Source organism: Brevundimonas diminuta 3F5N, assembly GCF_900163625.1.
GTDB classification, from domain to species: Bacteria; Pseudomonadota; Alphaproteobacteria; order Caulobacterales; family Caulobacteraceae; genus Brevundimonas; species Brevundimonas diminuta_A.
Genome location: NZ_FUIE01000081.1, coordinates 20205 through 32168 on the forward strand (window position 1 = coordinate 20205; position 11964 = coordinate 32168).

The following is an 11964-nucleotide window of genomic DNA, read 5'->3' on the forward strand; positions in this document are numbered from 1 at the left end:
GCAGATCCCTCACCCAACGCGTCATTGGTTTTATCCCCAGATCAAATGTTGCCCATTTGTTCTAAGTTGCTCATTTGTTCTCGTCAACCTCAATTCGCGAGGAAGCCGAGACGAGTCAGCGCCGAGGCCAGGGCGGCCGAATTGGGGGACTGGGTCTTGCGCAGCAGGCTCGCTCGGAAGAACTCGACCGTACGCGGACTCAGCTCCAGGTTCTGGGCGATCTGCTTGGTCGTCAGGCCCTCGACCAGCATCTCTGCGACCTGACGCTCGCGGCGGGTGAAGGTCAGTTCCTCACGGACCGGCGTGGACGCCAGGGCCGCCGCCCCGCGACGCAGGGCGCGGACCAACTCATCCATCGTCGTGGGCTTAGACAGAACATCGTCCACGCCCAGGCGCATGGCGTCGACCGTCGTCCGCACGTCCACGAAAGCGCTGACGACGATGACGGCGTGTCGGTTCAGGGCGCAGAAGGCGGCCACGAGATCCAACCCTTCGACGCCCGGCATCTTCAGGTCGGCGACGAGGCAGGTCGGATCGGCGTCGGACGCCCACATCAAGGCGTCGAGCGGTTCATGAAAACCGATGGCGGAGAACCCGGCCTCGCGCACCGCCAAAAGGGTCAGCTCCAGCAGCGCCCGGTCATCATCGATGATGGCGATTTCAGCGATAGCGCGCCCAACCCTTGCTGCATCTTGTCCATTTCGACCGCCGTCCACGCCATCACGCATCATGTCGTTGAAACTACGCAAGGCTTAGCGCCGGAAAAACCTCGTAGTCCCACGCAGTTGATCCCGCGTGAGCATACGCAGAACGATATTCCGGTTACGCCAAGGCGAACATGGAGGCTCGCTGTGTTGCAAAGCGCCGTATTCCTGACTCGGCCTCCGTCAGGATTCGCGCAAGGCGCACGGTGGCCGGCCCTGATCGACATGCGGCGCGACCAAGCCCGGTCATTGGGGCTCGCCGGCGTGGCGGCCAGCGTGGACGACATCATCATCTACGCCATGGAAGGATCGCCCGGCGCTCTTGACGGCTTCCTTCAACTGCTCGGCGCCAGTCCCTGCGAGACGGCGTCGACGGAGGCCTGGCGGCAAACGGTGCAGTTTCGCATCCACCGTGTTCTGGCGCTGTCTCAACCGCCGCTCAGACCAGACGAGACAGCGGTCTTGCGGCGCGCGATCGACCCGGTTCATCCCAGATATGCCGACGTCCCGCCGCTGCTGGGCGCGGCTGCGCTGCATTGGACCATGATGCCCTATCGCACGCCCCTGAAAGCGACGACCCGGCTCATCGCCTCCTAGTAGGCGTGGCTTTCAGCCGCCCGCTGCTCCAGATGCCCGTCCTTCAGGGCGAAGACGCGGTCCATGTGCCCGGCCAACTCCATGTTGTGTGTAGCGATCAGGGCGGCGACGCCCGTGGTCTTGGCCAGCTCGCGTAAGGACTCGAACACCGCCTGGCTGGTGGCGGGATCCAGGTTGCCGGTCGGCTCGTCCGCCAGCAGCAGGCGCGGGCTGTTGGCCAGGGCGCGGGCGATGGCGACGCGCTGCTGCTCGCCGCCCGACAGTTGCGCGGGCTGGTGCGTGACGCGCTGGCCCAGACCGAGCGCCGTCAGCTTCTCGGTCGCGCGACGCCGCGCCTCCCCTTCCCCTACGCCCGCGATACGCATCGGCAGGGCCACATTGTCCAGAGCGTCGAACTCCGGCAGCAAGTGGTGGAACTGATAGACAAAACCGATGCGGTGCAGGCGCAGGCGCGTGCGTGCGCGTTCGTCCAGACCGCCGACGTCCTCGCCGTCGATCAGCACCTGGCCGCTGGTCGGCCGCTCCAGCAGACCCGCCGCATGCAGCAGGCTGGACTTGCCCGAACCGGACGGTCCGATCAGGCCGACGACCTCGCCCGGCATGACCTCCAGATCGACGCCTTTCAGCACCGTCAGCCCGCCCTGGGCCGTCGGATAGGTGCGCGTCACCCCGCGCAGCGACAGGATGGCGCCGTTTGCCTCGGCGGCGACAGCGGGCTTCTTCTTCAGCAACCTATTCAAAGCGCAGAGCCTCCACCGGATCGATGCGCGACGCGTTCCACGACGGCGGCAGGCTGGCCAGGCAGCTCATAAAGAAGGAGAAGACGGCGACCCAGGTCACGTCCCACGGGTCCACCTTGGCCGGAACAGAATCCAGCATATAGACCTCAGCGTTGAACAGCTGGACCCCCAGCAGGCCTTCGAGGAAATGCTGGATCGCCCCGATGTTCCAGCAGAACAGCAGGCCCAGAACCAGGCCCGCGATCGTGCCGCCGATGCCGATGGCCGCGCCCGACATGAAGAAGATGCGCAGAATGGACGACTGACTGGCGCCGACGGTCCGCAGGATGGCGATGTCGCGCGTCTTGTTCTTCACCAGCATGACGATGCCGCTGATGATGTTCATGGCGGCGATGGCGACCACCATGCCCAGGATGATGCTCATGGCCACGCGCTCGACCTTCAGCGCGCCCCAGATGGCGGCCTGACGATTGCGCCAGTCGGTGACGACATTGCCCGGCCCGGCGGCGCGCTGAACCGGCGTCAGCAGGTTTTCGACCAGATCGGGCTCCGCCACCTTCATCTCGATGACATCCCAGACGCCGTCCTTGCCGAAGAAGAGCTGCGCCTGCTCCAGCGGCATGAAGATGAAGGCGCGATCATAGTCCGCCGCCCCCGACGTATAGATTCCGCCGACGATATAGGTCTTCTCCAAGCCGCCCAGATTGCCGAAGGCGCTGTCCGCGCCGGTCGGCGTATAGAGGGAGATAGGGTCGCCTTCACGCAGGCCCATCTGTTCGGCCAGGCTCTTGCCGATCAGCACCTGGTCGCCGCCGTACTGGCCCTTGCCGAACCGTTCGCGCGCCTCAGGGGTCAGGCTGTCATAGACGAACTTCGTCGAGGTCAGATCCTGCGGCCGCACGCCGCGAACCATGCCGCCGGTCGCCGCCCCGCCCGCGCGGAACATGGCCGGACTTTCGATCAGGGGCGTCACCGCCACCACGCCCGGAACATCGGCGATCCGCTTCAACGCCGCGTCGCGATCGGGCGCGTAGAGCACCGGCCCCTGCACATACATATGGCCGTTGAACGACAGGATCCGGTCCATCAGCGTGCCGCGAAAGCCCGCCATGATGCTCATCACGCTGATCAGCACGGCGACGGCCAGCATGATGCCGATGAAGCTGATCATGGCGATCAGCGCCACCCCGCCCTGCTTGCGCTTGGCGCGCAGATAGCGGAGCGCCAGCCCGATCTCCCAGCTGGAAAACGGGCCGGCGGGCTTGGGCGCAGGCTGCGGGGCGGAAGCCGTCGCGGCGTCGGTCATTTCGTCAGCAGCTCCAGGGCGGCGTCCAGCGACAGGCTCTGCTTCTCGCCCGTGGCGCGGCGCTTCAGTTCGACCACGCCGTCGGCCAGGCCCTTGGGCCCGATGGTCAGCTGCCACGGCACGCCGATCAGGTCGGCAGTGGCGAACTTGCCGCCCGGGCGCTCGTCGGTGTCGTCGTAGAGGACGTCCTTGCCCAGAGCTTCCAGCTTGGCCACGGCCTCTTCACAGGCGGCCGAAACAGCCTCGTCGCTGGCGCGCAGGTTGATCACCACCACGTCGAACGGCGCGACCGAGTCCGGCCAGATGATGCCGCCCTCGTCATGGCTGGCCTCGATGATGGCGCCCAGCAGGCGCGATACGCCGACGCCGTAGCTGCCCATGTGGACCTCGATGTCCTGACCGTTCGGTCCGGCGACCTTGGCCTTCATGGCGGACGAGTATTTGGTGCCGAAGTAGAAGATGTGGCCGACCTCGATGCCGCGCGCCGACAGGCGGTCGCCCTCGGCGGTCTGGGTCTCGAACTGCGCCGCGTCGTGCATTTCCTCGGTCGCGGCGTAGAGGGCCGTGCGCTCGTTGAACACGCCTTCCAGCTGCTCGACGCTGAGGTTGTGGCCGGGCGCATCCATCTCGACCAGTTTGCGGTCGCAGAAGACCTCGCTCTCGCCGGTCTCGGCCAGGACAATGAACTCGTGGCTCAGGTCGCCGCCGATGGGGCCGGTGTCAGCGCGCATCGGCACCGCCTTCAGACCCAGGCGGGCGAAGGTGTTCAGATAGGCGGCGAACATGCGCTTGTAGGCGATACGGGCCGAGGCCTCGTCCAGATCGAAGGAATAGGCGTCCTTCATCAGGAACTCGCGGCCGCGCATGACGCCGAAACGCGGACGGCGCTCGTCGCGGAATTTCCACTGGATGTGGAAGAGGTTCAGCGGCAGCGCCTTGTAGCTCTTCACATAGGCCCGGAAGATATCCGTGACCATTTCCTCGTTGGTCGGTCCGTACAGCAACTCGCGCTCATGACGGTCGGTGATGCGCAGCATCTCCGGGCCATAGGCGTCGTAGCGGCCGCTTTCGCGCCACAGGTCGGCCAGTTGCAGCGTCGGCATCAGCAGCTCGACGGCGCCGGCCTTCACCTGCTCGTCGCGGACGATGCCTTCGATCTTGCGCAGCACCCGCAGGCCCAGCGGCAGCCAGGCGTAGATGCCGGCGGCCTCCTGCTTGATCATGCCCGCGCGCAGCATCAGTTGATGCGACACGATCTGGGCGTCGGAGGGGGCTTCTTTCAGGATCGGCAGGAAGTAGCGCGACAGGCGCATGGGAGGATTCTCGGCAAATTCAGTCAGGCCCGAGGTTTAACCGGGCGAAGGGGACGAAAGCTAGAGCGCGTTCGCGTGAGTGATGTCGGGCACGGGGGTCCAGCCGATCCAGACGATGGCGACAATGATGAGCCAGACGATGATCGACACCCAGGTCGTGGTGATGAACTTCTTCTTGAGGTTCGGATTCTTCGGCGCGCCCCACTGGGTGCCGTCCGTCGGCGGATCCTTGATCTGGTCCGACATCCCCAGCGGCAGAATCGCGAACAGCACGATCCACCACACCGTCAAAAAGGTGGCGACCAGGGTGAAAGGGCCAAGGGGCATCGTCTCTAAAGTCCGTTCATCGCAATCATCGTCGCGGCGCGATAAGGAAAGGCACCGCAACAAGGACGCCCTGAATGCCACAGATTACGCTGGAACACTCCACCCATTTCGACGCGACCGACTGGCGCGCCCTGGCGCTGGAGATTCATCGCCTCTGTGTCGAGACGGTCGGCGCGACCCTTCCGGCCTGCAAGACACGCATCGTGCGCTGCGACCGCCTTATCATCGCCGACGGCGACCCGGATCAGGCCATGGTTCACTGCGACCTGCGCATCCTCAGCGGCCGCACGCAGGATCAGAAGACCGCCCTGGGCGAAGCCGTGCAGGCTGCCCTGCTGGCCGGCGTCGCGCCGTATGACGGTCCCCGCCAGATCTCGGTCGAGATCGGCAATCTGGATCGCGACAATTATCGGAAGGTGACGCTTTAAAGCCGTCCTCTCCCTCCCCTTCGTGGGGAGGGAGAAAGTTCGCGGATCAGGGATGCGGCCGCCCGATGCCGTAGCGCGCGGCCCAGTATGGCAGGATGTCGTCGTCCTGCAGGAAACGCGCGCCGGTCTCTTCACTGACCCGGGCGTCGGGCCAGTCGAACTCGCCGTCCAGCACCAGCAGGGGGCAGCTCTGGTTCGCCTCCCCCACCTCGGCGATCACGGCCGGGCGCGGGCGCGGGTGATCTAAGTGGGTCACCGTCAGATGCTCGCGCAGGCGCGGATACAGGCCCAGCACCCCCTCGATCCGCGCGCCGGGCGGGCAGAACCACGGTCCGCCCTGATCGTCGAACCAGTCGGCGTTCAGCAGATACAGACGGTCCGCCATCAGAGCCTCAGCACCACGGTTTCCACGATCGGACGACGATCCCAGATCTGCTGGCTGGCCTTCTTCAGGGTCCGGCTGACGGCCTGTTCGATGACGGCTTCGTCCTCCAGCGCTTCGCCCTTCAGGCCGCGCACCGTGTTCTCGACGCGCTCGGCCATGTCGTCCAGCACATCGCCCAGCGGACGGTCGGCGTCGCCCGGCAGGCCGATGCCGCGCACGTCTATGTCGCTGGCGATCCGGCCGCGCTTGTCCAGCGCGAAGCTGACGATCAGGATGCCGTTGCTGGCGGCGTGCTTGCGCTCGCGCAGGGCCTCGCCCGCCTCTTCCACCAGCATCCCGCCGTCGACGAACAGGCGGCCCGAGGGCACTTCGTCGATGATGGCCGCGGGTCCAGGGGCCAGGCGCACCATGTCGCCGTTACGTGGCGTCACCGTCTCCGGAACCTGCATATCCTTGGCCAGGTTGCCGTGCTCGATCAGGTGGCGGCGCATGCCGTGGGTCGGCACCGCGATCTGCGGCCGCGCCCACTGATACATCTGGCGCAGTTCATCACGGCACGGGTGGCCCGAGACGTGAATGCCGGGGTGATCCTTCTCAGTGTAGATGCGGATTCCGCGCTCGGCCATCTTGTCCTGCAGACGACCGATGGACAGCTCGTTGCCGGGGATGACCCGCGACGAGAAGATGCAGTGATCGCCCTCGCCCAGCTTGATGAAGGGATGCGTCCCTTCGGCCACGCGAGACAGAGCCGCGCGCGCCTCGCCCTGGCTGCCGGTGCACAGATACAGGATCTCGTTCGCCGGCCAGACCTTCGCCTCCTGTTCGGACAGGAAGGGCTTGATGTCGTTCAACATGCCGACCGACTTGGCGGCGGCGGTGATGCGGTGCATCGAGCGCCCAGCCAGGGCCACGCGACGCCCGGCCGCCTCGGCGGCGCTGATGACGCTGTGCATGCGCGCAACGTTGGAGGCGAAACAGCCGACGGCGACCCGGCCCTTCAGGCCCTGGATCAGTTCGGCCAGCTTGACCTTCACATCGCCCTCGGACCCGGCGACGCCGTCCACGAAGACGTTGGTGGAGTCGCACACCATGGCCAGGACGCCCTCGTCCCCCAGCTTCTGGATGAAGTCGACGTCGGTGCGCTCGCCCACGACCGGATCGTTGTCGATCTTCCAGTCCCCGGTGTGCAGCACCGTGCCCAGTGGCGTCTTGATGGCCAGGCCGTTCGGCTCGGCGATCGAGTGGGTGATGGTGACGTATGTCACCTCGAACGGGCCCAGGTTCACGGTCGAACCCAGCGGCGCCTCGTGCAGTTCGACATCTTCATAGATGCCGGCGTCGCGCAGCTTCTCGCGGATCAGGAAGGCGGTGAAGGGCGTGGCGTACAGCGGCGCCTGAATGCGCGGCCACAACCAGCCCAGGGCGCCGATGTGGTCCTCGTGGGCGTGCGTCAGCACGATGCCCAGGATGTTCTCACCTTCCAGGAAGCTGGGGTCCGGCACGATGACGTCCACGCCGGGCGTGGACTGGTCGCCGAAGGTCACGCCGACATCGACGATGATCCATTTGCGGTCATGCGCCGGGCCGAAGCCATAGGCGTTCAGGTTCATGCCGACCTCGTTCGAGCCGCCCAGCGGCAGGAAGACGAGTTCGTCGTTTTGATTTTGCTTTTTCATACGGCCTTACAGATGGGAGTTCCGCCGCCAGATTTCGAGTAGGCCGCGGATGGTCAGGTCCGGATCAAACCGGTCGATAGAGTCGGTTGCGCCCTCGAACAGGGAGGCGACGCCGCCGGTGCCGATGACCGTCATGGGCTTGCCCCACTCGGCCTTGATACGGTCCACCAGCCCTTCGATCAGGGCGATATAGCCCCAGAAGACGCCCGATTGCATGGAAGTCACGGTGTCGCGCCCGATCACCGTATCGGGGCGCTGGATGGCGATGCGCGGCAGCTTGGCCGCCGCCTCGTGCAGGGCCTGAAGCGACAGATTGATGCCGGGCGCGATCAGCCCGCCTTCAAAAGCCCCCGCCCCCTGCCCGTTCGCGCCGGACACGACATCAAAAGTGGTCGCCGTGCCGCTGTCGATCAGCAGCAGGTCGCCCTCATAGACCTGCAGCGCGCCGATGGCGTTGACCAGACGGTCGGCCCCGGCCTCGCTGGGCTTATGGATGCGCACCTCAATGCCCAGTTCGACGTTCTCGCCGATCACCAGGGGTTCGACGTTCAGATAACGCCGCGCCAGGTTGCGCAGGTTGAAGATCGACTGCGGCACCACGCTGGAAATGATGCAGCCATCCATGTCGGCCATGGTCTGGCCCTGACCACGCATCTCGAACAACTGATGCAGCCAGACGGCGTACTCATCAGCCGTGCGCATGGGATCGGTGGCGGTGCGCCACTGAAAAATCCACTCCTGACCGTCATGGACGGCGAACAGGGTGTTGGTGTTGCCTTGCTCGATCGCCAGCAGCATCAGGCGGCCTCTCCGAAGAAGACGTCGCCTGCGGAGATGACCCGCAGACTTCCGTCCGGCAGTTTCAGGCGCAGGGCTCCGTCGGCCTCAACGCCGTCGGCGATCCCGCTCAGGGTTTCATGGCTCAGCCGGGCCGTGCATGGGCCGAACAGGCCCGGCGTGTGCGCGACCCAGGCGTCCAGCACCGGCTGAAAGCCCAGACGCGTCCAGCGTTCCAGCCAGGCGTCAAAGGTTTCGGCCAATGCCCTGGCACCCTCCTCCATCGACGGCGCGGCGGCCACGTCGTGACGCAGGTGCTCGACGATGCAGGTGGTCGGCCGCTCGGTCCCTTCGGGCGCATGAGACAGGTTCACACCGATGCCCACAGCCAACCACAGGCCGCCGGAGGGCGCCGGACCGGACTCGATCAGTATGCCGGACGACTTGCACCCATCCAGCAGAACGTCATTGGGCCATTTGATGCTGACCAGCGCGGGCGGGACATAGCGGTCCAGCAGATCGGCCACCGCCAGGGCGGCGGCGAAGGTCAGTTGCGCCGCCTCGGCCGGAGAGCGGTTCAGCGTCAGCAGAAGGGTCGTGGCCAGATTGCCGTCCCGGCTGTCCCAGGCGCGGCCGCGACGGCCCCGCCCAGCAGTTTGACGCCGAGCCGCGATCCACAGCGGCCCGGCCTCGCCCGCCTCGGCGCGACGACGCGCCTCGGCGTTGGTTGAGTCGGTCTCTTCGAGGATCAGGACCGGAGCCGCCAAGGCCCCTTATCCGATCCCGACGCCCGCGGCCGCCGCGCGCGTCAACGGCTCCAGCCAGGTCAGGGCGATCAGCAGCACGGGGAAGCTGAAGGCCGCAGCCGCCCAGCCGATCCACTGCGAACCGGCCGGCGCCTTGTCCGTCGTCACGTCGAACTCCGGCGTGTCGAACCAGATCACCTTGATGATGCGCAGGTAGTAGAAGGCCGCGACGACCGAGGCCACCAGACCCGCGGCGCCCGCCATCCAGTAACCGGCGTCGGCGGCGGCGCCGAAGACGTAGAATTTGCCCCAGAAGCCCGACATCGGCGGAATGCCGACAGCCGACAGCGACAGGATCGTCAGGGCGACGGCCGTGACCGGGCGGTCCTTCTTCAGACCGGCCAGGTCGGCGATCTTGCGGATCGGACGGCCATTGCGGCTCAGCGACAGCAGAATGGCGAAGAAGCCGATTTGGTCCACGACATACAGGGTCATGAACATCAGGGTCGCCTGAACGCCGACCTGAGTGCCCGCCGCCACGCCCAGCAGGGCGTAGCCGATATTGATGATGGACGAGTAGGCCAGCAGGCGCTGGATGTCCTTCTGCATCAGGCCGCCGAAGGCGCCGACGGCGAAGCTGATCAGCGAGATCAGGATCAGCACCTGCGCCCACTGCGCATGGGCCAGGCCGAAGCCTTCGATCAGCACGCGGATGATCAGAACCATGGCCGCCACCTTGGGCGCGGTCGAGAACAGGGCCACGACCGGGGTCGGTGCGCCTTCGTAGACGTCGGGCGTCCACATGTGGAACGGCGCGGCCGAAACCTTGAACGCCAGACCGCAGATCAGGAAGACCAGGCCGAAGATCAGGCCCGGACCGGGGTTGGCGGTGGCGAACGCGGCGATGTCCTCGAATCGCATCGACCCGGCGAAACCATAGATCAGGCTGGCGCCGTAGAGCAGCAGACCCGACGACAGCGCGCCCAGGACGAAATACTTCAGACCCGCTTCCGAGGCCTTCAGATCGTCGCGGCGATAGGCGGCCAGGACGTAGAGGGCCAGCGAGTGCATCTCGATGCCGATGTAGAGCGAGATCAGGTCGCCCGACGACGCCATCATGCCCATGCCGACCGAAGCCAGCACGATCAGGATCGGATACTCGAACTTGGCGATGTTGTTGCGATGCATCCAGCCGTCGCCCAGCACCACGGCTACGGCGGCGGACAGGAAGATCACCGCCTTGCCGAAGACGGCCAGCGGATCGGCCACATAGGCCCCGTTGAAGGCGGAGCCCAGCGGGCCGACGACGGCCAGAACCGTCGCCGCCAGCAGCAGCAGCACCGACAGGCCCGAAACCAGGCGCGTCGACTTCTCGCCGGTAAAGGCGCCGAGCATGAGCAGCACCAGTCCGCCGACCGCAAGGGTCAGCTCCGGGGCGGCGAGTTGGAGAGCGGAGGACAGATCAGGCATTATGGTCTCACCCGCCGATCGCGGCGCGATAGGCGCTGGTCAGGGCTTCAACAGTCGGCCCGGTGTAGTCGAGAACGGCGTTGGGATAGAGGCCCAGCCAGATGGTGCCGACGATCAGGGGCACGAAGATCAGCAGCTCGCGCTTGTCGATGTCGGTGATGTTTTCCAGCGCCGGATTGGTGATCGGGCCGTACATGACGTTGCGGAACAGCGTCAGCGCATAGACCGCCGAGAAGATCACGCCCGAGGCCGCGATCAGGGCCGCCCAGGTCGAGACCTGATAGGCGCCGGTCATCGTCAGCACTTCGCCGATGAAGCCCGAGGTGCCCGGCAGGCCGACGTTGGCCATGGTGAACATCAGGAAGATGGCCGCATACCAGGGCATCCGCGCCGTCAGGCCGCCGTAGAAGGCGATCTCACGCGTATGCATCCGGTCATAGACCACGCCGACGCAGAGGAAGAGCGCGCCCGAGATCAGGCCGTGGCTCAGCATCTGGAAGACGGCGCCCTGAATGCCGGTGTCGTTGCCCGCGAAGATGCCCATGGTCACAAAGCCCATGTGGGCGACCGACGAATAGGCGATCAGCTTCTTGATGTCCGTCTGACGGAAGGCGACCAGCGAGGTGTAGACGATGGCGATCACCGACAGCGTCAGCACCAGAGGCGTGAACATCTGCGACGCCTGCGGGAACATCGGAATGTTGAACAGGATGAAGCCGTAGCCGCCCAGCTTCAGCAGGATGCCGGCCAGGATGACCGAACCCGCCGTCGGCGCCTGAACGTGGGCGTCAGGCAGCCAGGTGTGCACCGGCCACATCGGCATCTTCACCGCGAAGGAGGCGAAGAAGGCCAGCCACAGCAGCGGCTGCACCGCCGGATCGAAGGCGTACTGCTTCAGCTCCGGAATGCTGGTGGTGCCGGTCGTGTGGGCCATCCACAGCATGGCCAGCAGCATCAGGACCGAACCCAGCAGGGTGTACAGGAAGAACTTGTACGCCGCGTAGATGCGGTTGGCGCCGCCCCAGATGCCGATGATCAGATACATCGGCACCAGGGTGCCTTCGAAGAAGATGTAGAAGAGGAACAGGTCCAGCGAGGTGAACACCCCGATGACCATGGTCTCCAGGATCAGGAAGGCGATCATGTATTCGACGACGCGCGTCTCGATCGACTTCCAGCTGGCCACGATGCAGATCGGCAGCAGGAAGGCCGTCAGCAGGACGAACAGGATGGAGATCCCGTCCACGCCCAGGTGATAGCTGGCGCCCGCGAACCAGGCGTAGTTCTCGACGAACTGATAGGCCGGGTTCGACGGATCGAACTGCGCGACCAGCAGGACGGACACGGCCAGCACCACCATGGTGGTGATCAGCGCGATCCAGCGAGCGGCCGGGGCCGCGGCGTCCTGACCGTCCTTGTTCAGCAGGCGCGCGATCAGGATCGCGGCCGCGCCGAGAAGCGGCAGGAAGGTGACGATGCTCAGAATGTGAGGCAC

Annotated in this window: 13 protein-coding genes; 2 read left to right on the forward strand and 11 right to left on the reverse strand. The window is 65.7% G+C overall.

Annotated elements, in window-relative coordinates; genetic code table 11:
- Window positions 1-89 precede the first annotated feature (89 nt).
- Window positions 90-749, reverse strand: coding sequence for a response regulator transcription factor (locus FM111_RS14420; RefSeq protein ID WP_087141623.1), 660 nt, complete (start codon window positions 747-749; stop codon window positions 90-92).
- A 180-nt stretch (window positions 750-929) separates the two neighbouring features.
- Between FM111_RS14420 and FM111_RS14425 the strand changes: the two genes are divergently transcribed.
- Window positions 930-1301: a hypothetical protein gene (locus FM111_RS14425; protein WP_087141624.1), complete on the forward strand. Its 372-nt coding sequence runs from the start codon at window positions 930-932 to the stop codon at window positions 1299-1301.
- Here the strand turns inward: FM111_RS14425 and FM111_RS14430 are convergent.
- From FM111_RS14430 to FM111_RS14445, 4 genes are read right to left on the reverse strand one after another with little or no spacing between them, the layout of a single operon-like run.
- Window positions 1298-2041 carry an ABC transporter ATP-binding protein gene (locus FM111_RS14430; protein ID WP_087141625.1) on the reverse strand — a complete coding sequence of 248 codons (744 nt, stop codon included), beginning with the start codon at window positions 2039-2041 and terminating at the stop codon, window positions 1298-1300. The two genes, FM111_RS14425 and FM111_RS14430, sit on opposite strands and share 4 nt — an antisense overlap.
- Complete coding sequence (locus FM111_RS14435) at window positions 2034-3347, reverse strand: lipoprotein-releasing ABC transporter permease subunit (RefSeq protein ID WP_087141626.1); 1314 nt, start codon at window positions 3345-3347, stop codon at window positions 2034-2036. The genes FM111_RS14430 and FM111_RS14435 overlap by 8 nt, the downstream gene beginning before the upstream one ends.
- The gene (gene proS / locus FM111_RS14440) at window positions 3344-4660 is read right to left on the reverse strand and encodes a proline--tRNA ligase (protein ID WP_087141627.1); all 1317 of its coding nucleotides are present in this window, start codon (window positions 4658-4660) and stop codon (window positions 3344-3346) included. The genes FM111_RS14435 and proS overlap by 4 nt, the downstream gene beginning before the upstream one ends.
- A 60-nt stretch (window positions 4661-4720) precedes the next feature.
- A complete protein-coding gene (locus FM111_RS14445; RefSeq protein WP_087141628.1) occupies window positions 4721-4987 on the reverse strand; it encodes a DUF1467 family protein in 267 nt (88 codons plus the stop codon).
- A 74-nt stretch (window positions 4988-5061) separates the two neighbouring features.
- On the opposite strand from FM111_RS14445, the gene FM111_RS14450 reads away from it, so the two are divergent.
- Complete coding sequence (locus tag FM111_RS14450) at window positions 5062-5415, forward strand: 5-carboxymethyl-2-hydroxymuconate Delta-isomerase (protein WP_087141629.1); 354 nt, start codon at window positions 5062-5064, stop codon at window positions 5413-5415.
- Between the two features lie 46 nt (window positions 5416-5461).
- On the opposite strand, the gene FM111_RS14455 is transcribed toward FM111_RS14450, so the two are convergent.
- From FM111_RS14455 to FM111_RS14480, 6 genes are read right to left on the reverse strand one after another with little or no spacing between them, the layout of a single operon-like run.
- Window positions 5462-5800: a DUF3088 family protein gene (locus tag FM111_RS14455; protein WP_087141630.1), complete on the reverse strand. Its 339-nt coding sequence runs from the start codon at window positions 5798-5800 to the stop codon at window positions 5462-5464.
- Complete coding sequence (locus tag FM111_RS14460; protein WP_087141631.1) at window positions 5800-7476, reverse strand: ribonuclease J; 1677 nt, start codon at window positions 7474-7476, stop codon at window positions 5800-5802. Before FM111_RS14460 ends, FM111_RS14455 begins: the two co-directional genes overlap by 1 nt.
- 6 nt (window positions 7477-7482) lie before the next feature.
- A complete protein-coding gene (locus tag FM111_RS14465; RefSeq protein ID WP_087141632.1) occupies window positions 7483-8277 on the reverse strand; it encodes a type III pantothenate kinase in 795 nt (264 codons plus the stop codon).
- Window positions 8274-9020, reverse strand: coding sequence for a biotin--[acetyl-CoA-carboxylase] ligase (locus tag FM111_RS14470; protein WP_087141633.1), 747 nt, complete (start codon window positions 9018-9020; stop codon window positions 8274-8276). Before FM111_RS14470 ends, FM111_RS14465 begins: the two co-directional genes overlap by 4 nt.
- Window positions 9021-9026: 6 nt before the next feature.
- On the reverse strand, window positions 9027-10469 hold the full coding sequence (nuoN, locus tag FM111_RS14475) for an NADH-quinone oxidoreductase subunit NuoN (protein WP_087141634.1): 1443 nt from the start codon (window positions 10467-10469) through the stop codon (window positions 9027-9029).
- A gap of 7 nt (window positions 10470-10476) precedes the next feature.
- Entirely contained in the window at window positions 10477-11964 is a 1488-nt protein-coding gene (locus tag FM111_RS14480; protein ID WP_087141635.1) for an NADH-quinone oxidoreductase subunit M, read from the reverse strand.

Excerpts from the sequence above, each read along its gene's own strand:
- FM111_RS14425 (WP_087141624.1), top strand. The coding sequence starts at position 930 with ATGCGGCGCGACCAAGCCCGGTCATTGGGGCTCGCCGGCGTGGCGGCC.
- FM111_RS14445 (WP_087141628.1), bottom strand. The coding sequence starts at position 4,987 with ATGCCCCTTGGCCCTTTCACCCTGGTCGCCACCTTTTTGACGGTGTGG.
- nuoN (WP_087141634.1), bottom strand. The coding sequence starts at position 10,469 with ATGCCTGATCTGTCCTCCGCTCTCCAACTCGCCGCCCCGGAGCTGACC.
- FM111_RS14450 (WP_087141629.1), top strand. The coding sequence starts at position 5,062 with ATGCCACAGATTACGCTGGAACACTCCACCCATTTCGACGCGACCGAC.
- FM111_RS14460 (WP_087141631.1), bottom strand. The coding sequence starts at position 7,476 with ATGAAAAAGCAAAATCAAAACGACGAACTCGTCTTCCTGCCGCTGGGC.
- FM111_RS14435 (WP_087141626.1), bottom strand. The coding sequence starts at position 3,347 with ATGACCGACGCCGCGACGGCTTCCGCCCCGCAGCCTGCGCCCAAGCCC.
- proS (WP_087141627.1), bottom strand. The coding sequence starts at position 4,660 with ATGCGCCTGTCGCGCTACTTCCTGCCGATCCTGAAAGAAGCCCCCTCC.
- FM111_RS14455 (WP_087141630.1), bottom strand. The coding sequence starts at position 5,800 with ATGGCGGACCGTCTGTATCTGCTGAACGCCGACTGGTTCGACGATCAG.